Source organism: Escherichia sp. WS568, from assembly GCF_046486085.1.
In the GTDB taxonomy this organism is placed as follows: domain Bacteria; phylum Pseudomonadota; class Gammaproteobacteria; order Enterobacterales; family Enterobacteriaceae; genus Escherichia; species Escherichia coli.
On sequence record NZ_JBJQMC010000007.1, the window covers coordinates 87184 to 107447 of the forward strand.

The 20264-nt window shown below is 51.9% G+C and carries 18 protein-coding genes; 14 read left to right on the top strand and 4 right to left on the bottom strand.

Annotation, left to right across the window (positions count from 1 at the left end; translation table 11 throughout):
- From nuoE to nuoN, 10 genes are all read left to right on the top strand, one after another.
- The gene (gene nuoE / locus ACJHWR_RS10040; protein ID WP_000545042.1) at positions 1-501 is read left to right on the top strand and encodes an NADH-quinone oxidoreductase subunit NuoE; all 501 of its coding nucleotides are present in this window, start codon (positions 1-3) and stop codon (positions 499-501) included.
- The gene (gene nuoF / locus ACJHWR_RS10045; RefSeq protein WP_000789500.1) at positions 498-1835 is read left to right on the top strand and encodes an NADH-quinone oxidoreductase subunit NuoF; all 1338 of its coding nucleotides are present in this window, start codon (positions 498-500) and stop codon (positions 1833-1835) included. Before nuoE ends, nuoF begins: the two co-directional genes overlap by 4 nt.
- A gap of 52 nt (positions 1836-1887) precedes the next feature.
- On the top strand, positions 1888-4614 hold the full coding sequence (gene nuoG / locus ACJHWR_RS10050; protein WP_001296257.1) for an NADH-quinone oxidoreductase subunit NuoG: 2727 nt from the start codon (positions 1888-1890) through the stop codon (positions 4612-4614).
- Entirely contained in the window at positions 4611-5588 is a 978-nt protein-coding gene (gene nuoH / locus ACJHWR_RS10055) for an NADH-quinone oxidoreductase subunit NuoH (RefSeq protein ID WP_000118507.1), read from the top strand. Before nuoG ends, nuoH begins: the two co-directional genes overlap by 4 nt.
- Before the next feature lie 14 nt (positions 5589-5602).
- Positions 5603-6145 (top strand): NADH-quinone oxidoreductase subunit NuoI, encoded by a 543-nt coding sequence (gene nuoI, locus ACJHWR_RS10060; RefSeq protein ID WP_000172749.1) that lies wholly within the window; start codon positions 5603-5605, stop codon positions 6143-6145.
- 11 nt (positions 6146-6156) lie between these two features.
- Positions 6157-6711 (top strand): NADH-quinone oxidoreductase subunit J, encoded by a 555-nt coding sequence (gene nuoJ / locus ACJHWR_RS10065; protein ID WP_000393511.1) that lies wholly within the window; start codon positions 6157-6159, stop codon positions 6709-6711.
- Positions 6708-7010 carry an NADH-quinone oxidoreductase subunit NuoK gene (nuoK, locus tag ACJHWR_RS10070; RefSeq protein ID WP_000612644.1) on the top strand — a complete coding sequence of 101 codons (303 nt, stop codon included), beginning with the start codon at positions 6708-6710 and terminating at the stop codon, positions 7008-7010. The genes nuoJ and nuoK overlap by 4 nt, the downstream gene beginning before the upstream one ends.
- Positions 7007-8848, top strand: coding sequence for an NADH-quinone oxidoreductase subunit L (gene nuoL / locus ACJHWR_RS10075; protein WP_001056618.1), 1842 nt, complete (start codon positions 7007-7009; stop codon positions 8846-8848). The genes nuoK and nuoL overlap by 4 nt, the downstream gene beginning before the upstream one ends.
- Positions 8849-9011: 163 nt before the next feature.
- Positions 9012-10541, top strand: a complete 1530-nt coding sequence (gene nuoM, locus ACJHWR_RS10080) for an NADH-quinone oxidoreductase subunit M (RefSeq protein WP_000926441.1) — start codon at positions 9012-9014, stop codon at positions 10539-10541.
- Positions 10542-10547: 6 nt separating this feature from the next.
- On the top strand, positions 10548-12005 hold the full coding sequence (gene nuoN / locus ACJHWR_RS10085) for an NADH-quinone oxidoreductase subunit NuoN (protein ID WP_000156701.1): 1458 nt from the start codon (positions 10548-10550) through the stop codon (positions 12003-12005).
- Positions 12006-12072: 67 nt separating this feature from the next.
- Here nuoN and ACJHWR_RS10090 read toward each other — a convergent pair whose 3' ends face one another.
- Both ACJHWR_RS10090 and ACJHWR_RS10095 read right to left on the bottom strand, forming a co-directional pair.
- Positions 12073-12576, bottom strand: a complete 504-nt coding sequence (locus ACJHWR_RS10090) for a YfbM family protein (protein WP_000525343.1) — start codon at positions 12574-12576, stop codon at positions 12073-12075.
- 99 nt (positions 12577-12675) lie between these two features.
- Positions 12676-13641: a M28 family metallopeptidase gene (locus tag ACJHWR_RS10095; RefSeq protein WP_059327135.1), complete on the bottom strand. Its 966-nt coding sequence runs from the start codon at positions 13639-13641 to the stop codon at positions 12676-12678.
- 147 nt (positions 13642-13788) lie between these two features.
- On the opposite strand from ACJHWR_RS10095, the gene ACJHWR_RS10100 reads away from it, so the two are divergent.
- Positions 13789-15555, top strand: coding sequence for a vWA domain-containing protein (locus tag ACJHWR_RS10100; RefSeq protein WP_001244800.1), 1767 nt, complete (start codon positions 13789-13791; stop codon positions 15553-15555).
- A gap of 70 nt (positions 15556-15625) precedes the next feature.
- Here the strand turns inward: ACJHWR_RS10100 and elaD are convergent, their stop codons facing one another.
- Together elaD and rbn are read right to left on the bottom strand one after the other, a co-directional pair.
- On the bottom strand, positions 15626-16834 hold the full coding sequence (gene elaD, locus ACJHWR_RS10105; RefSeq protein WP_000259168.1) for a deubiquitinase ElaD: 1209 nt from the start codon (positions 16832-16834) through the stop codon (positions 15626-15628).
- Between the two features lie 190 nt (positions 16835-17024).
- Positions 17025-17942, bottom strand: a complete 918-nt coding sequence (gene rbn, locus ACJHWR_RS10110) for a ribonuclease BN (RefSeq protein WP_001571697.1) — start codon at positions 17940-17942, stop codon at positions 17025-17027.
- Between the two features lie 64 nt (positions 17943-18006).
- On the opposite strand from rbn, the gene ACJHWR_RS10115 reads away from it, so the two are divergent.
- The 3 genes from ACJHWR_RS10115 (at position 18007) to menF (ending at position 20202) form a co-directional block, all read left to right on the top strand.
- Positions 18007-18468 (top strand): GNAT family N-acetyltransferase, encoded by a 462-nt coding sequence (locus ACJHWR_RS10115; protein WP_000574097.1) that lies wholly within the window; start codon positions 18007-18009, stop codon positions 18466-18468.
- Between the two features lie 54 nt (positions 18469-18522).
- Positions 18523-18828, top strand: coding sequence for a stress response protein ElaB (gene elaB, locus ACJHWR_RS10120; protein WP_000070621.1), 306 nt, complete (start codon positions 18523-18525; stop codon positions 18826-18828).
- Positions 18829-18906: 78 nt separating this feature from the next.
- Positions 18907-20202, top strand: a complete 1296-nt coding sequence (gene menF / locus ACJHWR_RS10125; protein ID WP_001191376.1) for an isochorismate synthase MenF — start codon at positions 18907-18909, stop codon at positions 20200-20202.
- The last annotated feature ends 62 nt before the right edge of the window (positions 20203-20264 follow it).

Here is a 20264-nt window from a genome sequence, read left to right on the forward strand (position 1 = left end):
ATGCACGAGAATCAACAACCACAAACCGAGGCTTTTGAGCTGAGTGCGGCAGAGCGTGAAGCGATTGAGCACGAGATGCACCACTACGAAGACCCGCGTGCGGCGTCCATTGAAGCGCTGAAAATCGTTCAGAAGCAGCGTGGCTGGGTGCCGGATGGCGCGATCCACGCGATCGCCGATGTGCTGGGTATTCCGGCGAGCGACGTCGAAGGTGTGGCAACGTTTTATAGCCAGATCTTCCGCCAGCCGGTTGGCCGCCATGTGATCCGTTATTGCGACAGCGTGGTCTGTCATATCAACGGTTACCAGGGCATCCAGGCGGCGCTCGAGAAAAAGCTGAACATCAAACCAGGACAAACGACATTTGACGGTCGCTTTACGCTGCTGCCAACTTGCTGCCTGGGGAACTGTGATAAAGGGCCAAACATGATGATCGATGAGGATACTCACGCACATCTGACCCCGGAAGCGATCCCTGAACTGCTGGAGCGGTATAAATGAAAAACATTATCCGTACTCCCGAAACGCATCCGCTGACCTGGCGTCTGCGCGATGACAAACAGCCAGTGTGGCTGGACGAATACCGCAGCAAAAACGGTTACGAAGGGGCACGTAAAGCGCTGACCGGGCTGTCGCCTGACGAGATCGTCAACCAGGTGAAAGATGCTGGCCTGAAAGGGCGCGGCGGCGCAGGCTTCTCGACGGGCCTGAAGTGGAGCCTGATGCCGAAAGACGAATCCATGAACATCCGTTACCTGCTGTGTAACGCTGATGAAATGGAGCCGGGCACCTATAAAGACCGCCTGCTGATGGAGCAACTGCCGCACCTGCTGGTGGAAGGTATGCTTATCTCCGCGTTTGCGCTGAAAGCTTACCGTGGCTACATCTTCCTGCGCGGCGAATATATTGAAGCGGCAGTGAATCTGCGCCGTGCCATTGCCGAAGCCACCGAAGCGGGTCTGCTTGGCAAAAACATTATGGGAACAGGTTTCGACTTCGAATTGTTCGTCCATACCGGGGCAGGGCGCTACATCTGCGGTGAAGAAACAGCGTTAATCAACTCCCTGGAAGGGCGTCGCGCTAACCCACGCTCGAAGCCTCCATTCCCGGCAACCTCCGGTGCATGGGGCAAACCGACCTGTGTCAATAACGTCGAAACCCTGTGTAACGTTCCGGCGATCCTTGCTAACGGCGTGGAGTGGTATCAGAACATCTCGAAAAGTAAAGATGCTGGCACCAAGCTGATGGGCTTCTCCGGTCGGGTGAAAAATCCGGGTCTGTGGGAACTGCCGTTTGGCACCACCGCACGCGAGATCCTCGAAGATTACGCCGGTGGTATGCGTGACGGTCTGAAATTCAAAGCCTGGCAGCCAGGCGGCGCGGGCACCGACTTCCTGACCGAAGCGCACCTTGACCTGCCGATGGAATTCGAAAGTATCGGTAAAGCGGGAAGCCGTCTGGGTACGGCGCTGGCGATGGCTGTTGACCACGAGATCAACATGGTGTCGCTGGTGCGTAACCTGGAAGAGTTTTTCGCCCGTGAGTCCTGCGGCTGGTGTACGCCGTGCCGCGACGGTCTGCCGTGGAGCGTGAAAATTCTGCGCGCGCTGGAGCGTGGCGAAGGTCAGCCGGGCGATATCGAAACACTTGAGCAACTGTGTCGATTCTTAGGTCCGGGTAAAACTTTCTGTGCCCACGCACCTGGTGCAGTGGAGCCGTTACAGAGCGCCATCAAATATTTCCGCGAAGAATTTGAAGCGGGAATTAAACAGCCGTTCAGCAATACCCATTTGATTAATGGGATTCAGCCGAACCTGCTGAAAGAGCGCTGGTAACCGAATTTCGATTAACGCTCAGTCTCTGACTGAGAAAACTGGAAGCATGCTAATGGCTACAATTCATGTAGACGGCAAAGAATACGAGGTTAACGGAGCGGACAACCTGCTGGAAGCTTGTCTGTCTCTGGGCCTTGATATTCCTTACTTTTGCTGGCATCCGGCGCTGGGAAGCGTCGGTGCTTGCCGCCAGTGTGCGGTGAAGCAATACCAAAACGCGGAAGACACGCGTGGTCGCCTGGTGATGTCCTGTATGACACCGGCTTCCGATGGCACCTTTATTTCCATTGACGACGAAGAAGCGAAACAGTTCCGTGAAAGTGTGGTCGAGTGGTTAATGACCAACCACCCGCACGATTGTCCGGTATGTGAAGAAGGCGGTAACTGTCATCTTCAGGATATGACCGTGATGACCGGACACAGCTTCCGTCGCTACCGTTTCACCAAACGTACCCACCGTAATCAGGATTTGGGGCCGTTCATCTCTCACGAAATGAACCGCTGCATCGCCTGCTACCGCTGCGTGCGTTACTACAAAGATTACGCTGACGGCACGGACCTGGGCGTTTACGGTGCGCACGACAACGTCTACTTCGGTCGCCCGGAAGACGGCACGCTGGAAAGCGAATTTTCCGGTAACCTGGTCGAAATTTGCCCGACCGGCGTATTCACCGACAAAACGCACTCCGAGCGTTACAACCGTAAATGGGATATGCAGTTTGCGCCGAGCATCTGCCAGCAATGTTCCATCGGCTGTAACATCAGCCCCGGCGAGCGTTATGGCGAACTGCGTCGAATCGAAAACCGTTACAACGGTACAGTAAACCACTACTTCCTCTGCGACCGTGGTCGTTTCGGTTACGGTTACGTGAACCTGAAAGATCGTCCGCGTCAGCCAGTACAGCGTCGTGGCGATGATTTCATTACCCTCAACGCCGAACAGGCAATGCAGGGCGCAGCAGATATTCTGCGTCAGTCGAAGAAAGTGATCGGTATTGGTTCTCCGCGTGCCAGCGTGGAAAGCAACTTTGCGCTGCGTGAGCTGGTGGGCGAAGAAAACTTCTACACCGGTATCGCTCACGGTGAGCAGGAACGTCTGCAACTGGCGCTGAAAGTGCTGCGTGAAGGCGGCATTTATACGCCGGCACTGCGCGAAATCGAATCTTACGATGCGGTACTGGTGCTGGGCGAAGACGTTACCCAGACCGGCGCGCGCGTCGCGCTGGCAGTTCGTCAGGCGGTAAAAGGTAAAGCGCGCGAAATGGCGGCAGCACAGAAAGTGGCTGACTGGCAGATTGCGGCAATCCTCAACATCGGTCAACGTGCTAAGCATCCGCTGTTTGTTACCAACGTTGATGACACCCGTCTGGATGATATCGCGGCGTGGACTTACCGCGCACCGGTTGAAGATCAGGCGCGTTTAGGTTTTGCCATCGCCCATGCGCTGGATAACTCCGCGCCAGCGGTTGACGGTATCGAACCTGAGCTGCAAAGCAAAATCGACGTCATCGTGCAGGCACTGGCTGGTGCGAAGAAACCGTTGATTATCTCCGGGACGAACGCTGGTAGCGCTGAAGTGATTCAGGCGGCGGCTAACGTGGCGAAAGCCCTGAAAGGTCGCGGCGCTGACGTTGGTATCACCATGATTGCCCGTTCCGTCAACAGCATGGGGCTGGGCATTATGGGTGGCGGTTCGCTTGAAGAAGCGTTAACCGAACTGGAAACCGGACGCGCCGACGCGGTGGTGGTGTTGGAAAACGATCTGCATCGTCACGCTTCTGCTACCCGCGTGAATGCTGCGCTGGCTAAAGCGCCGCTGGTGATGGTGGTTGACCATCAACGCACAGCGATTATGGAAAACGCCCATCTGGTACTTTCTGCTGCCAGCTTTGCTGAAAGCGACGGTACGGTGATTAACAACGAAGGCCGTGCCCAACGTTTCTTCCAGGTTTACGATCCGGCTTATTACGACAGCAAAACTGTCATGCTGGAAAGCTGGCGCTGGCTGCACTCGCTGCATAGCACCCTGCTGAGCCGTGAAGTGGACTGGACGCAGCTCGACCATGTGATTGACGCTGTTGTGGCGAAAATCCCGGAACTGGCGGGTATCAAAGATGCTGCGCCGGATGCGACATTCCGTATTCGTGGGCAGAAACTGGCCCGTGAGCCGCACCGTTACAGCGGTCGTACCGCCATGCGCGCCAATATCAGCGTTCATGAGCCGCGTCAGCCGCAGGATATTGACACCATGTTCACCTTCTCGATGGAAGGTAACAACCAGCCGACCGCGCACCGTTCGCAAGTGCCGTTTGCCTGGGCACCGGGCTGGAACTCCCCGCAGGCGTGGAACAAATTCCAGGACGAAGTGGGCGGCAAACTGCGCTTTGGCGATCCGGGCGTGCGTCTGTTTGAAACCAGCGAAAATGGTCTGGATTACTTCACCAGCGTACCGGCACGCTTCCAGCCGCAGGACGGGAAATGGCGTATCGCGCCGTATTACCACCTGTTTGGCAGCGATGAATTGTCACAGCGTGCTCCGGTCTTCCAGAGCCGTATGCCGCAGCCGTACATCAAACTCAACCCAGCGGATGCCGCGAAGTTGGGTGTGAACGCAGGTACACGCGTCTCCTTTAGTTACGATGGCAACACGGTCACGCTGCCGGTTGAAATCGCCGAAGGACTGACGGCAGGGCAGGTGGGCTTGCCGATGGGCATGTCCGGTATTGCTCCGGTGCTGGCTGGCGCGCATCTTGAGGATCTCAAGGAGGCACAACAATGAGTTGGATATCACCGGAACTGATTGAGATCCTGCTGACCATCCTCAAAGCGGTGGTGATCCTGCTGGTGGTAGTCACCTGTGGGGCATTCATGAGCTTTGGCGAACGTCGCCTGCTGGGTCTGTTCCAGAACCGTTACGGACCTAACCGTGTTGGCTGGGGCGGTTCGCTCCAGCTGGTCGCGGACATGATCAAGATGTTCTTTAAAGAAGACTGGATCCCGAAATTCTCGGATCGCGTCATCTTTACCCTGGCACCGATGATTGCCTTTACCTCGCTGCTGCTGGCCTTTGCGATTGTGCCAGTCAGCCCAGGTTGGGTGGTTGCCGACCTGAACATCGGGATTTTGTTCTTCCTGATGATGGCCGGTCTGGCGGTCTACGCGGTGCTGTTTGCGGGCTGGTCAAGTAACAACAAATACTCGTTGCTGGGGGCGATGCGTGCTTCTGCGCAGACCCTGAGCTACGAAGTGTTCCTCGGGCTTTCCCTGATGGGCGTGGTGGCGCAGGCCGGTTCATTCAACATGACCGACATCGTCAACAGCCAGGCGCACGTGTGGAACGTCATCCCGCAATTCTTTGGTTTTATTACCTTTGCCATCGCGGGCGTGGCGGTGTGTCACCGTCACCCGTTTGACCAGCCGGAAGCCGAGCAGGAACTGGCGGATGGTTACCACATTGAATATTCCGGTATGAAGTTCGGTCTGTTCTTCGTGGGCGAATACATCGGGATTGTGACCATCTCTGCATTGATGGTGACGCTGTTCTTCGGTGGCTGGCAAGGCCCGTTGTTACCGCCATTCATCTGGTTCGCGCTGAAAACCGCGTTCTTTATGATGATGTTCATTTTGATTCGTGCGTCGTTACCGCGTCCGCGTTATGACCAGGTAATGTCCTTCGGCTGGAAAATCTGCCTGCCGCTGACGCTGATCAACTTGCTGGTAACGGCGGCTGTCATTCTCTGGCAGGCGCAATAAGGGGCAATAAGACCATGACCTTAAAAGAATTGTTAGTAGGTTTCGGCACTCAGGTTCGTAGTATCTGGATGATCGGCCTGCACGCGTTCGCCAAACGCGAAACGCGAATGTACCCGGAAGAGCCGGTCTATCTGCCGCCCCGTTATCGTGGTCGTATCGTTCTGACCCGCGACCCGGACGGCGAAGAGCGTTGCGTAGCCTGTAACCTCTGTGCGGTAGCCTGCCCGGTCGGCTGTATCTCGCTGCAAAAGGCAGAAACCAAAGACGGTCGCTGGTATCCGGAATTTTTCCGCATCAACTTCTCACGCTGCATTTTCTGTGGTCTGTGCGAAGAAGCCTGTCCGACCACGGCGATTCAGTTAACCCCGGATTTCGAAATGGGGGAATACAAGCGCCAGGATCTGGTTTACGAAAAAGAGGATCTGCTGATCTCCGGTCCGGGCAAATACCCGGAATATAACTTCTACCGGATGGCAGGTATGGCAATCGACGGCAAAGATAAGGGTGAAGCAGAGAACGAAGCCAAGCCTATCGACGTCAAGAGCCTGTTACCGTAAGGAGAGGGGCAATGGAGTTCGCTTTTTATATCTGTGGCCTGATAGCCATACTTGCGACCTTGCGAGTGATCACCCATACCAATCCGGTACACGCACTGCTGTACCTGATTATTTCGCTGCTGGCGATTTCTGGGGTGTTCTTCTCACTGGGCGCTTACTTCGCCGGTGCGCTGGAAATTATCGTCTACGCGGGTGCCATTATGGTGCTGTTCGTGTTCGTGGTGATGATGCTCAACCTGGGCGGTTCAGAAATCGAACAGGAACGCCAGTGGCTGAAACCGCAGGTGTGGATTGGTCCGGCGATTTTGTCGGCCATCATGCTGGTGGTGATTGTTTACGCCATCCTTGGTGTTAATGATCAGGGTATCGACGGTACGCCAATCAGTGCTAAAGCAGTGGGTATTACGCTGTTCGGGCCTTACGTACTGGCGGTGGAACTGGCTTCTATGCTGCTGCTCGCGGGTCTGGTTGTGGCCTTCCACGTTGGTCGTGAAGAGCGTGCGGGTGAAGTGCTGAGCAATCGTAAAGACGACAGCGCGAAAAGAAAAACGGAGGAGCACGCATGATCCCCTTACAACATGGACTGATCCTCGCGGCAATCTTATTCGTTCTTGGCTTAACCGGTCTGGTTATCCGTCGCAATCTGCTGTTTATGCTGATTGGTCTGGAAATCATGATTAACGCCTCCGCGCTGGCCTTTGTGGTCGCCGGAAGCTACTGGGGCCAGACCGACGGTCAGGTGATGTACATTCTCGCCATCAGCCTCGCGGCGGCAGAAGCAAGTATCGGCCTTGCGCTGCTGCTGCAACTTCACCGTCGTCGCCAGAACCTGAACATCGATTCAGTAAGTGAGATGCGCGGATGAACATGCTTGCCTTAACCATTATTTTGCCATTGATTGGCTTTGTCCTGCTGGCGTTCTCCCGTGGGCGCTGGTCTGAAAACGTCTCGGCGATCGTGGGCGTTGGCTCTGTGGGCCTGGCGGCGCTGGTAACTGCCTTTATCGGCGTTGACTTCTTCGCTAACGGTGAGCAGGCATACAGCCAGCCGCTGTGGACGTGGATGTCGGTAGGCGACTTTAACATCGGTTTTAACCTGGTGCTGGACGGCCTGTCGCTGACCATGCTCTCGGTGGTCACTGGTGTGGGTTTCCTTATTCACATGTACGCCTCCTGGTATATGCGCGGTGAAGAGGGCTACTCTCGCTTCTTCGCTTACACCAACCTGTTCATCGCCAGCATGGTAGTTCTGGTTCTTGCCGACAACCTGCTGCTGATGTACCTCGGCTGGGAAGGCGTGGGCCTGTGCTCCTATCTGCTGATCGGGTTCTATTACACCGATCCGAAGAATGGCGCAGCGGCAATGAAAGCGTTCGTCGTGACCCGTGTGGGTGACGTGTTCCTCGCTTTCGCGCTGTTCATTCTCTACAACGAACTGGGCACCCTGAACTTCCGCGAAATGGTGGAACTGGCACCAGCGCACTTTGCTGATGGCAATAACATGCTGATGTGGGCGACGCTGATGCTGCTGGGCGGTGCGGTCGGTAAATCTGCGCAGTTGCCGTTGCAGACATGGCTTGCCGACGCGATGGCGGGCCCGACGCCTGTCTCCGCGCTGATCCACGCCGCAACGATGGTAACCGCGGGTGTCTACCTGATCGCCCGTACCCACGGCCTGTTCCTGATGACGCCGGAAGTTCTGCATCTGGTGGGCATTGTTGGGGCGGTTACGCTGCTGCTGGCCGGTTTTGCCGCGCTGGTACAGACCGATATCAAACGTGTTCTCGCTTACTCTACCATGAGCCAGATTGGCTACATGTTCCTCGCGCTTGGCGTGCAGGCATGGGATGCGGCGATTTTCCACTTGATGACTCACGCGTTCTTTAAAGCGCTGCTGTTCCTGGCATCCGGTTCCGTCATTCTGGCCTGCCATCACGAACAGAACATCTTCAAGATGGGCGGTCTGCGTAAATCTATTCCGCTGGTTTATCTCTGCTTCCTGGTGGGCGGCGCAGCACTGTCGGCACTGCCGCTGGTCACTGCGGGCTTCTTCAGTAAGGATGAGATCCTCGCGGGTGCGATGGCGAATGGACATATCAATCTGATGGTGGCAGGTCTGGTCGGTGCGTTTATGACCTCGCTTTACACCTTCCGTATGATTTTCATCGTCTTCCACGGAAAAGAACAAATTCACGCTCACGCCGTGAAAGGGGTAACTCACAGCCTGCCGCTGATTGTGCTGCTGATCCTTTCCACCTTCGTTGGCGCACTGATTGTACCGCCGCTGCAGGGCGTGCTTCCGCAAACGACGGAGCTGGCGCACGGCAGCATGTTGACCCTGGAAATTACTTCTGGCGTGGTCGCGGTGGTCGGCATTCTGCTGGCTGCCTGGCTGTGGCTGGGTAAACGTACTCTGGTGACCTCCATCGCCAACAGTGCGCCGGGCCGTCTGCTGGGCACCTGGTGGTACAACGCCTGGGGCTTTGACTGGCTGTACGACAAAGTGTTCGTCAAGCCGTTCCTGGGTATTGCCTGGTTGCTGAAACGCGATCCGCTGAACTCAATGATGAACATCCCGGCTGTCCTTTCCCGCTTTGCAGGTAAAGGTCTGCTGTTAAGCGAGAACGGTTATCTGCGCTGGTATGTGGCATCCATGAGCATCGGTGCGGTCGTGGTGCTGGCACTGTTGATGGTACTGCGTTGAGTTAAGGATTGTGGGATTGCCCCTGGGCATATAAGAACGTAGGTCGGATAAGCCGCATTCGCGGTGCATCCGACACTACCCCCAGTCCGAAGAGAATTTTCTGTCGTGAGAATTCGTTGAAAATCCGGTCCTGACGGGACTTTTACAAGGAATAAAGATCGCCATGTTACTACCCTGGCTAATATTAATTCCCTTTATCGGCGGCTTCCTGTGCTGGCAGACCGAACGCTTTGGCGTCAAGGTGCCGCGCTGGATCGCGCTGATCACCATGGGATTGACGCTGGCGCTGTCGCTGCAACTGTGGTTGCAGGGCGGTTATTCACTGACGCAATCCGCCGGAATTCCGCAGTGGCAGTCTGAATTCGACATGCCGTGGATCCCGCGTTTTGGTATCTCTATCCATCTCGCCATTGACGGGCTATCGCTGCTGATGGTCGTGCTGACCGGTCTGCTCGGTGTGCTGGCGGTACTCTGTTCGTGGAAAGAGATCGAAAAATACCAGGGCTTCTTCCACCTCAACCTGATGTGGATCCTGGGCGGCGTTATCGGCGTGTTCCTTGCCATCGACATGTTCCTGTTCTTCTTCTTCTGGGAAATGATGCTGGTGCCGATGTACTTCCTGATCGCACTGTGGGGGCATAAAGCCTCTGACGGTAAAACGCGTATCACGGCGGCAACCAAGTTCTTCATTTACACCCAGGCGAGTGGTCTGGTGATGTTGATCGCCATCCTGGCGCTGGTATTTGTTCACTACAATGCGACTGGCGTCTGGACCTTCAACTATGAAGAGCTGTTGAATACGCCAATGTCCAGTGGTGTGGAATATCTGTTGATGCTGGGCTTCTTCATCGCGTTTGCGGTGAAAATGCCGGTGGTACCGCTGCATGGCTGGCTGCCGGATGCGCACTCACAGGCTCCGACCGCCGGTTCCGTGGACCTCGCGGGGATCTTGCTGAAAACCGCTGCTTACGGTCTGCTGCGTTTCTCCCTGCCGCTGTTCCCGAACGCGTCGGCAGAGTTCGCGCCAATCGCTATGTGGCTGGGTGTTATCGGCATCTTCTACGGTGCGTGGATGGCCTTCGCCCAGACCGATATCAAACGTCTGATCGCCTACACCTCGGTTTCCCACATGGGCTTCGTGCTGATTGCTATCTATACCGGCAGCCAGTTGGCCTACCAGGGCGCGGTAATCCAGATGATTGCGCACGGCTTGTCAGCGGCGGGTCTGTTTATTCTTTGTGGTCAGCTTTATGAACGTATCCATACCCGCGACATGCGCATGATGGGCGGTCTGTGGAGCAAGATGAAATGGCTGCCAGCACTGTCGCTGTTCTTTGCGGTGGCAACGCTTGGGATGCCAGGCACCGGTAACTTCGTCGGCGAATTTATGATTCTGTTCGGCAGCTTCCAGGTTGTCCCGGTGATTACCGTTATCTCTACCTTTGGGCTGGTCTTTGCATCTGTTTATTCGCTGGCGATGTTGCATCGCGCTTACTTCGGTAAAGCGAAAAGCCAGATTGCCAGCCAGGAACTGCCAGGGATGTCGCTGCGTGAGCTGTTTATGATCCTGTTGCTGGTGGTGCTGCTGGTACTGCTGGGCTTCTATCCGCAGCCGATTCTGGATACCTCGCACTCCGCGATTGGCAATATCCAGCAGTGGTTTGTTAATTCCGTTACTACTACAAGGCCGTAAATCGCCATGACAATAACTCCACAAAACCTGATCGCACTGCTACCGTTGCTGATCGTCGGCTTGACGGTGGTGGTTGTGATGCTCTCCATTGCGTGGCGACGCAATCATTTCCTCAACGCTACGCTCTCGGTTATTGGGCTTAACGCGGCGCTGGTTTCGCTCTGGTTTGTCGGCCAGGCGGGCGCTATGGACGTTACGCCGCTGATGCGCGTTGATGGTTTCGCCATGCTTTACACCGGGCTGGTATTGTTGGCGAGCCTCGCCACCTGTACTTTCGCCTACCCGTGGCTTGAAGGCTATAACGACAACAAGGACGAGTTCTACCTGTTGGTGTTAATTGCCGCCCTGGGCGGGATCCTGCTGGCGAATGCCAACCATCTGGCGTCTCTGTTCCTCGGTATCGAACTGATCTCTTTGCCGCTGTTTGGCCTGGTCGGTTACGCTTTCCGCCAGAAACGTTCGCTGGAAGCCAGTATCAAATACACCATTCTCTCTGCCGCAGCGTCTTCTTTCCTGCTGTTCGGTATGGCGCTGGTGTATGCGCAGTCTGGCGACCTGTCGTTTGTCGCGCTGGGTAAAAACCTCGGCGACGGTATGCTCAACGAGCCGCTGTTGCTGGCAGGTTTCGGCCTGATGATTGTTGGCCTCGGCTTCAAACTCTCTCTGGTGCCGTTCCACCTGTGGACGCCAGACGTATACCAGGGCGCGCCTGCGCCGGTTTCCACTTTCCTGGCGACGGCGAGCAAAATCGCTATCTTCGGTGTGGTGATGCGTCTGTTCCTCTACGCACCGGTGGGTGACAGCGAAGCGATTCGGGTGGTGCTGGCGATTATCGCCTTTGCCTCCATCATCTTCGGTAACCTGATGGCGCTGAGCCAGACCAATATCAAACGTCTGCTCGGTTACTCATCTATCTCTCACCTCGGCTATCTGCTGGTGGCGCTGATTGCGCTGCAAACGGGCGAGATGTCGATGGAAGCGGTAGGGGTTTACCTGGCCGGTTATCTGTTCAGCAGCCTCGGCGCGTTCGGCGTGGTCAGCCTGATGTCCAGCCCGTATCGTGGCCCGGATGCTGATTCCCTGTTCTCTTACCGCGGTCTGTTCTGGCATCGTCCGATCCTCGCGGCAGTGATGACGGTGATGATGCTGTCTCTGGCCGGTATTCCGATGACGCTGGGCTTTATCGGTAAGTTCTACGTGCTGGCAGTCGGTGTTCAGGCACACTTGTGGTGGCTGGTGGGCGCCGTGGTTGTCGGTTCGGCAATCGGCCTCTACTACTACCTGCGCGTGGCGGTGAGCCTGTATCTTCACGCCCCGGAACAACCGGGTCGTGATGCGCCGTCAAACTGGCAGTACAGCGCGGGCGGTATCGTGGTGCTGATCTCTGCACTGTTGGTACTGGTGCTGGGTGTATGGCCACAACCGCTGATTAGCATTGTGCGGTTAGCCATGCCGCTGATGTAAGCTGTCAGTTCGTAATTCAGAAAGCCGCCGACATGTTCGGCGGTTTTTTTTTGGTGCCCTGACCCCATCACCCAACAATAACCGTCAGCGCATGATTCCCCTGTCGCAGTATACGCCGATAAGCGCTAATTAATTTTTCCATATCAAGCATGATGGATGCAAAGAGTTGCCCCTCTAACTCTTCTGAAAAGGTTACTCCCGGATAAATCTCCATTTCATTGAGTCGCTGAATGGAAAACTGTTTACGCAGCACATTTCGGTCAAGAGCTTCCAGGCGGTCGATTGTCGCAGCTAACTCCTGATTCCAGGTCAACCCCAGGAAACCATCTATGCCATCTTCGAGGCTGTGTTCACCAAGCACGGCACGACTCAACGGATCATTCTTCGCTGGATCGAACGCAGAGGTGCCTGTCAGGCCAAAATGTAAAAAATCCCAGCGTTTATCAATATCCAGTCGGCGTAATCCTGAAAGCGTGTCATGAATATTGTCCATTAAAGGTTTTTCAGCTGACTCAAGCAGTTGGTTAATCTTTTCTGAGTCGATTTCCGCAAAATAGCCAATCATTCCCATTTATTTTTCCTCCGTTGAATTTCATGTTTCGCATCTTAAAACAGATGAGGGAAAATAAAATGCGCATGTTGCTTTTTCTGGACCCGCCTCGAGAAAATTTTATTGTTTACTGTTGTATAACAAGGTGATAACGCCATCCACGACCTGGGCCATTTTCTGATAATTCAATCTGTCTGCGGTATCACCGGGCAAGTGGTATTGTTTATTACGATAAAAAGCGGTGTCGGTAATCATTACGGCGGGAATATCGTGTTGCCAATAATTAAGGTGGTCAGAGAAATCAATGCCGGGAATAAACCCTGGGGCATTCATAGAATAAACAGATAAATCCTGAGATGACAACAATGCCGCTTTTAGCTGACGAACGGCGTTGATATCCTGCATTCTGCCGACCACGGCAATAAAGTCTCCCCGATCGGGATAAAGCCAGGACATTGCCGGGTAAGGGTAATCCTGACTACCAGGCGCAGAGTCGTAATAGCCAATCATCTCCAGCGCTATCATTAATCTAACTGGACGCTCAAGCGAAGCTGCATGTACCGCGCTCCCCATTTCATCGCTACGAAAGAAGGGCGGTTCTTCCGACGCATAGGCGACCAGCTGCACGCCAGTTTTCGGTGCTTGCTGCTGTAACAAACGTGCCAGTTCGAGTAATCCTGCCACGCCACTGGCGTTATCATCCGCGCCCGGCGTATAGGTCAATTGATCGTTTTCATAACTGCTGGCAGAGTCATAGTGCGCACCAATAATAATCAGCGGTCCATCGGCAGGACCATAATCAGCAACAATGTTTTTGTAGGGGCCACCCGTAATGGGGGCGTCCTGCGAGGTAACTCTGGCACCGCTACTGACAAAGACCTCTTTTATATACTCTGCGGACCTTTTCAGATTATCAATATTGTCGGCACTACGGGGATGCACAGTTTGTGTAAGATAACGAACTGTTTTTTCTAATTGCTCAGGACTTGCGTGTCGGGGCGTTGGCGGTAATGCATTGACCCAGGGTTGGTAAAAAATAATCAGAGGGAGTGAAAACAGAATTAATATAATAAAAGCAAAGTTTATTTTTTTTCATATGCAAATTATTAATGGGTTGCGTTATTGAATCATTATTTGTTATAGGTTTCGATATTGTATTTTATCAAGATCAGCAGGATGATACAAAGAGTGTATTTTATGTCTGGTGCCTGAGTTTATTTAAAAGGATTTTATATGCGAAATAAAAATATAATCATGTTGCTTATGAGTAGTTTGATTTTGTCAGGATGTGGGCCGGAATCTGAGAATAAGGAAAGTCTGCAACAACAACCCAGTACTCCCACGGACCAGCAAGTGCTTGCCGCGCAACATGCTGCAATAAAAGAGGCCGAGCAAAGATCCGTCGCCGCTAAAGCCACTGCAGACGCGAAAGCAAAAGCCTTAGCCCAGCAAGAAGCGCAACAATATTCAGACAAACAGGCTTTGCAGGGGCGCTTACAGGCGGCTCCAAAATATCAACATGCAGCCAGAGAAAAAGCAGCCTCCCAAATCGCAAATCCAGGAACCGCTCGCTATCAGCAGTTCGATGATAATCCGGTTAAGCAGGTAGCGCAAAACCCGTTGGCGACATTTAGCCTTGACGTCGACACCGGCAGTTATGCGAATGTACGCCGTTTTCTCAATCATGGGCAGTTGCCTCCGCCAGATGCAGTGCGGGTGGAGGAGATGGTGAATTATTTTCCGTCAGACTGGGTTATTAATGATAAAAGTAATAATAAAGAACCTGTTCCCGCCAGTAAGCCAATACCTTTCGCTATGCGCTACGAACTGGCACCTGCGCCGTGGAATGAACAGCGAACATTGCTGAAAGTTGATATCCTGGCGAAAGATCGCAAAAGTGAAGAGTTACCAGCTTCTAATCTGGTCTTTCTTATCGACACTTCTGGTTCAATGATTTCTGATGAACGTTTGCCACTTATCCAGTCTTCGTTGAAATTATTGGTCAAAGAACTTCGTGAGCAGGATAACATTGCCATCGTGACCTATGCTGGCGACTCCCGTATTGCGTTGCCTTCTATCTCCGGGAGTCACAAGGCGGAAATTAATGCCGCAATTGATTCGCTGGATGCCGATGGCAGTACCAATGGCGGTGCCGGGCTGGAACTGGCTTATCAGCAGGCGGCGAAGGGGTTTATTAAGGGTGGCATCAATCGCATTTTATTGGCCACTGATGGTGATTTTAACGTCGGCATTGACGATCCTAAATCGATTGAATCAATGGTCAAAAAACAGCGGGAGTCCGGTGTTTCTCTGTCCACGTTTGGCGTGGGGGATAGCAATTACAACGAGGCAATGATGGTGCGAATCGCCGATGTTGGCAACGGTAACTACAGCTACATTGATACCCTCGCTGAAGCACAGAAAGTATTGAACAGTGAAATGCGGCAGACGTTGATTAGCGTAGCAAAAGATGTCAAAGCGCAAATTGAGTTTAACCCCGCGTGGGTAACGGAATACCGTCAGATTGGTTATGAAAAGCGTCAACTTCGGGCGGAAGATTTTAATAACGACAACGTTGATGCGGGTGATATTGGCGCAGGTAAACATATAACGTTGTTATTCGAATTAACGCTGAAAGGGCAAAAAGCATCAATTGATAAGTTACGCTATGCCCCGGATAACAAATCAGCGAAATCGGACAAAACAAAAGAACTTGCCTGGTTAAAGATTCGTTGGAAATACCCGCAGGGAAAAGAAAGTCAGTTAGTTGAATTCCCGCTGGGGCCAACAATAAACGCGCCCTCTGAAGATATGCGTTTTCGCGCAGCAGTAGCTGCATATGGGCAAAAGTTACGCGGTTCTGAATACCTGGATGAAATCTCATGGCAGCAGATAAAACAGTGGGCTCAGCAGGCAAAAGGGGAAGATCCACAGGGTTACAGGGCGGAATTTATTCGCCTGGTTGAACTGGCGGGTGGTGTGACTGACATCAGTCAGTGATGACTTTTTAGCAAACTATGTTCGACCAGTCAGCATATTTGCTGACTGGTCGAATTAATTAACAATGATGTTAACTTACTCTTTTGCCTGATGCTCTATTTTGGGGTTGTGAGTGTTTTATTTCTAAGTCTCTATAATAATCATTGATATTTGCATCGCCATATTTATCTAAATAACAATTTCTGTTTACCTGTCGATGTTGAAAATCAATTTCGTACTGCTCTTCTGCTGAATATTTTTTAAATCTGTCAGCATAGTTTTTTAATAACGTATAGGGAGCGCTGTCAGAATTGCTTTCCCTTTGTTCAATTACTTCTTTGGCTGACATGCACACAAATGCACCGCAACTTTGGCTTAAGTATTGCTGAAGATCGGCATGTAAAAATATTATCTCGGGTTCAGTTAAATGAACTTTTATATTATTATTCGACATTTCTCCCATGAGTTCAGAATTAAAACTATTAATGATGCGCTTAAGTGAATTTTCTTTTTCATGGCCTAGTGCACGTAATGAATTGAATATGATGCATTTTATTTGTTGTGTGTTATTTTTTTCATTAACTATTTTTTGTAGCGAAACTAATATCCAGTGTCCGCCAGTATTTATGGGGAATAACTGGACTGCTTTCGGCCATGATGGATCGCTCTTAATATTATCATTGAGAGCGATTTCCAGGTAAGTGCTGTTGGAATCGGGGAGGTAGAAATCAGTAGGATAATTGACTTGAGTATTTTTTGCATTAGCGGCTATCTTTTTAAGATAGCAAGCTATTTCATCTGTGGTTAATTGACGATTTTTATCCCAGAAGTTTGTCCCATCGCTCAGTTCATTATTCTTATCATTTAAAAGTACCTTTGAAAGCGACTGTTTTTCTGATATAAGAGGAATGTCCTCACCGATAATTGTCATTAATTTCGAAGGGGAGAATAGTTTTTTGAACAAGAGATCATCTGAATCATGTGATTTGAGGGGGTGTTTGGTTGCGGTATGTGCCAAATTATATAATTTTAAACAGGCATTTTTAATAAGTCGGATAATCGATAGGGTCTCATTTGTTGGGTTTCTAACAATATGGTAAAGAATATCTTCAGCTTTTTTCCCAAATTCATCATAACCTAACGCAATGTTATGCAGTAACTCAATACTTTCTTCATCTCCGGATAACGCTGTTTTTTTTAAAGACTGCAGTAATTCATCGGTCACAGTAAATTTTTCTGCAAATGTCTGACTGAGTTGGGTTTGAGATAATTGACAATAATTGCTGACAACTGTAACCATTATAGGCTCCTTTTAGTTGCAAAGGTTGTGCTGAATGAAGATAAAAAGAGGCAACTTATTGCTCTGAATATAGTGCGTAAGGAGATGAATAAATATCAAAAATCGCTCAATATGCCCGTGTGGGTGGATATATGTGGCGTGGGTTGCGATAACAGGGCAAGTTTAGCCCTGTTTTTAATAATAAGCAGAGTTAAACGTTAAACACGGTGAAATCATTCGCCAGTTCAGTCGCCGGGAAAATTGACCGACATTCACGTAACAGGTGCTGACAACCTTTGTCATCATAGCGCGAGCTGACGTGGGTAATGATTAGCTTACCGACTCCAGCCTCACGGGCCAGTGTCGCAGCCTGGCGTGTAGAGCTGTGGCCGCGACTATTGGCTTTGGCTTCCATGGTTATATCCAGCGTCGCTTCGTGCACCATGACATTGACACCTTTAGCCAGGTCAAGTGCGGCATCGCAGGGGCCGGTATCGCCGAAAATAGCGAGCGCTTTACCTGGCACTGGAGCGGCTAAGTAATCTGCGCCGTTAATCTGCCTTCCATCTTCCAGCATGATTGTTTTGCCCGCTTTTAATGCCTGAAACAGTGGGCCAGGCGGTACGCCAGCAGCTTTTAATGCCTGGGCATTTAATGCACCCGGTTTATCATGTTCTTCAATACGATAGCCATAGCATTCCAGTGGGTGTTCCAGCGGATAAGCGGTCACTTTGCGCAGGCCATCATCGAAAATTTCGCCAGCGCCAATTTCGACAATTTCCAGCGGATAATCGGTCCATGAGCCGCTAATCCGCAGCGCGGTCTCCACAAATTCACGGATACCTTGCGGACCATAAATCGTTAAGGGTTGGACAATACCAGACATAGAACGACTGCACAGCAAGCCGGGTAAACCAAAGAGATGATCGCCATGAAGGTGACTGATAAAAATCTTGTCCAGTTTTCCAGGGTTAAAGGCGGTATGCAGTAGCTGATGCTGGGTGCCTTCACCGCAGTCAAACAACCAAAGACCGCTCTGGGTCGGATGTTGCAGGTTAAGCAATATTGCCGTGACATTGCGCGTACGGGTTGGCACACCGGCTGAAGTACCTAAAAAAATTAATTCCATGAGTTCATCACGTTTCAAAAAATATTCCGGCTAGTATAAGGCATACATCTAAAAGGAGAGCATTATGATTGAATGGCAAGATCTGCATCACTCTGAATTATCGGTTTCCCAGCTTTATGCCTTATTACAACTGCGTTGCGCGGTGTTTGTTGTTGAGCAGAATTGCCCTTATCAGGATATCGATGGTGATGATTTGACGAGGGATAATCGCCATATTCTCGGTTGGAAAAATGATGAACTGGTGGCGTATGCGAGGATTCTGAAAAGTGATGATGATCTTGAACCGGTCGTTATTGGTCGGGTGATTGTCAGTGAAGCGTTGCGTGGCGAAAAAGTGGGGCAGCAGCTGATGAGTAAAACACTCGAAACATGCGCGCACCACTGGCCTGATAAGCCTGTTTACCTCGGGGCGCAGGCGCATCTGCAAAACTTCTACCAAAGTTTTGGCTTTATCCCTGTGACGGAGGTCTATGAAGAAGATGGTATCCCACACATTGGGATGGCACGCGAGGTAATTCAGGCGTAATCAATAACCATTGTCTATAGTTAGTGACAGGTTTTACGCAAATGGAGAACGAGAATGTCTAATCAGTTTGGTGATACACGTATCGATGACGACCTGACGCTGCTTAGTGAAACACTGGAAGAGGTGCTCCGCTCCTCTGGCGATCCCGCCGATCAGAAATATGTTGAGCTGAAAGCGCGTGCAGAAAAAGCGCTGGATGATGTGAAAAAACGGGTTAGCCAGGCTTCAGACAGTTATTACTATCGGGCGAAGCAGGCAGTTTATCGTGCTGATGACTACGTCCACGAAAAACCCTGGCAAGGAATTGGTGTGGGTGCGGCCGTTGGGCTGGTACTAGGACTGTTGCTGGCACGCCGTTAAAACCTCCCTACACCGGGGTACTGCATTTTTTTTGTCGTACCCCGTATAATGTGAGGCTTTTAACAGGGAGAGGTCCGCGTGCAATCACTTACTACGGCGCTGGAAAATCTACTGCGCCATTTGTCGCAAGAGATTCCGGCGACACCCGGCATTCGGGTTATCGATATTCCTTTCCCTCTCAAAGACGCTTTTGATGCCTTGAACTGGCTGGCCAGTCAGCAGGTGTATCCGCAATTCTACTGGCAACAACGTAATGGTGATGAAGAAGCTGCCGTCCTGGGTGCGATAACCCGTTTTACGTCGTTGGACCAGGCACAACGTTTTCTTCGCCAGCACCCGGAACACGCCGACTTACGCATCTGGGGGTTGAATGCGTTTGACCCGTCGCAGGGCAATTTACTTTTACCACGCCTCGAATGGCGACGCTGTGGCGGTAAAGCCACGCTGCGGCTGACGCTATTCAGCGAAAGATCCCTTCAGCATGATGCGATTAAGGCAAAAGAATTTATCGCCACACTGGTGAGTATTAAACCCTTGCCTGGGTTACATTTAACCACCACCCGAGAACAACACTGGCCGGACAAAACGGGCTGGACGCAATTAATCGAACTGGCAACGAAAACCATCGCCGAAGGCGAGCTCGACAAAGTGGTGCTTGCTCGGGCAACTGACCTGCATTTCGCAAGTCCGGTCAATGCGGCGGCGATGATGGCTGCCAGTCGTCGACTGAATCTGAATTGCTACCATTTTTACATGGCCTTTGATGGCGAAAATGCTTTTCTTGGCTCTTCACCGGAACGATTATGGTGGCGGCGTGACAAAGCGCTGCGTACTGAAGCGCTGGCGGGAACGGTAGCAAATCATCCTGATGATAAGCAGGCGCAGCGGTTGGGTGAGTGGCTGATGGCGGATGATAAAAACCAGCGCGAGAACATGTTGGTGGTGGAGGATATCTGCCAACGATTGCAGGCCGATACCCAGACGTTGGATGTTTTACCGCCGCAGGTACTGCGTCTGCGTAAAGTGCAGCATCTTCGCCGCTGTATCTGGACTGCACTCAACAAAGCGGATGATGTGATCTGTTTACATCAGTTGCAGCCAACGGCAGCAGTTGCTGGCTTACCGCGCGATCTGGCGCGACAGTTTATCGCCCGTCACGAACCGTTCACCCGAGAATGGTACGCCGGTTCTGCGGGCTATCTCTCATTACAACAAAGCGAATTCTGCGTTTCCCTGCGCTCAGCAAAAATTAGCGGCAATGTCGTGCGTCTATATGCTGGCGCGGGCATTGTCCGTGGTTCCGACCCCGAGCAAGAGTGGCAGGAAATCGACAACAAAGCGGCAGGGCTGCGTACTTTATTACAAATGGAATAGTAATGAGTCGCATCATTACCGATTCATATCAATAATCTATTTTTGTAGCTCCTTATACTTAG

Bases quoted from the DNA above. Each gene is read 5' to 3' on its own strand.
- nuoM (WP_000926441.1), top strand. From the start codon at position 9,012: ATGTTACTACCCTGGCTAATATTAATTCCCTTTATCGGCGGCTTCCTG.
- nuoF (WP_000789500.1), top strand. From the start codon at position 498: ATGAAAAACATTATCCGTACTCCCGAAACGCATCCGCTGACCTGGCGT.
- ACJHWR_RS10100 (WP_001244800.1), top strand. From the start codon at position 13,789: ATGCGAAATAAAAATATAATCATGTTGCTTATGAGTAGTTTGATTTTG.
- nuoH (WP_000118507.1), top strand. From the start codon at position 4,611: ATGAGTTGGATATCACCGGAACTGATTGAGATCCTGCTGACCATCCTC.
- nuoK (WP_000612644.1), top strand. From the start codon at position 6,708: ATGATCCCCTTACAACATGGACTGATCCTCGCGGCAATCTTATTCGTT.
- ACJHWR_RS10115 (WP_000574097.1), top strand. From the start codon at position 18,007: ATGATTGAATGGCAAGATCTGCATCACTCTGAATTATCGGTTTCCCAG.
- nuoI (WP_000172749.1), top strand. From the start codon at position 5,603: ATGACCTTAAAAGAATTGTTAGTAGGTTTCGGCACTCAGGTTCGTAGT.
- nuoN (WP_000156701.1), top strand. From the start codon at position 10,548: ATGACAATAACTCCACAAAACCTGATCGCACTGCTACCGTTGCTGATC.
- nuoL (WP_001056618.1), top strand. From the start codon at position 7,007: ATGAACATGCTTGCCTTAACCATTATTTTGCCATTGATTGGCTTTGTC.
- nuoG (WP_001296257.1), top strand. From the start codon at position 1,888: ATGGCTACAATTCATGTAGACGGCAAAGAATACGAGGTTAACGGAGCG.
- elaD (WP_000259168.1), bottom strand. From the start codon at position 16,834: ATGGTTACAGTTGTCAGCAATTATTGTCAATTATCTCAAACCCAACTC.
- elaB (WP_000070621.1), top strand. From the start codon at position 18,523: ATGTCTAATCAGTTTGGTGATACACGTATCGATGACGACCTGACGCTG.
- rbn (WP_001571697.1), bottom strand. From the start codon at position 17,942: ATGGAATTAATTTTTTTAGGTACTTCAGCCGGTGTGCCAACCCGTACG.
- ACJHWR_RS10090 (WP_000525343.1), bottom strand. From the start codon at position 12,576: ATGGGAATGATTGGCTATTTTGCGGAAATCGACTCAGAAAAGATTAAC.
- nuoJ (WP_000393511.1), top strand. From the start codon at position 6,157: ATGGAGTTCGCTTTTTATATCTGTGGCCTGATAGCCATACTTGCGACC.
- nuoE (WP_000545042.1), top strand. From the start codon at position 1: ATGCACGAGAATCAACAACCACAAACCGAGGCTTTTGAGCTGAGTGCG.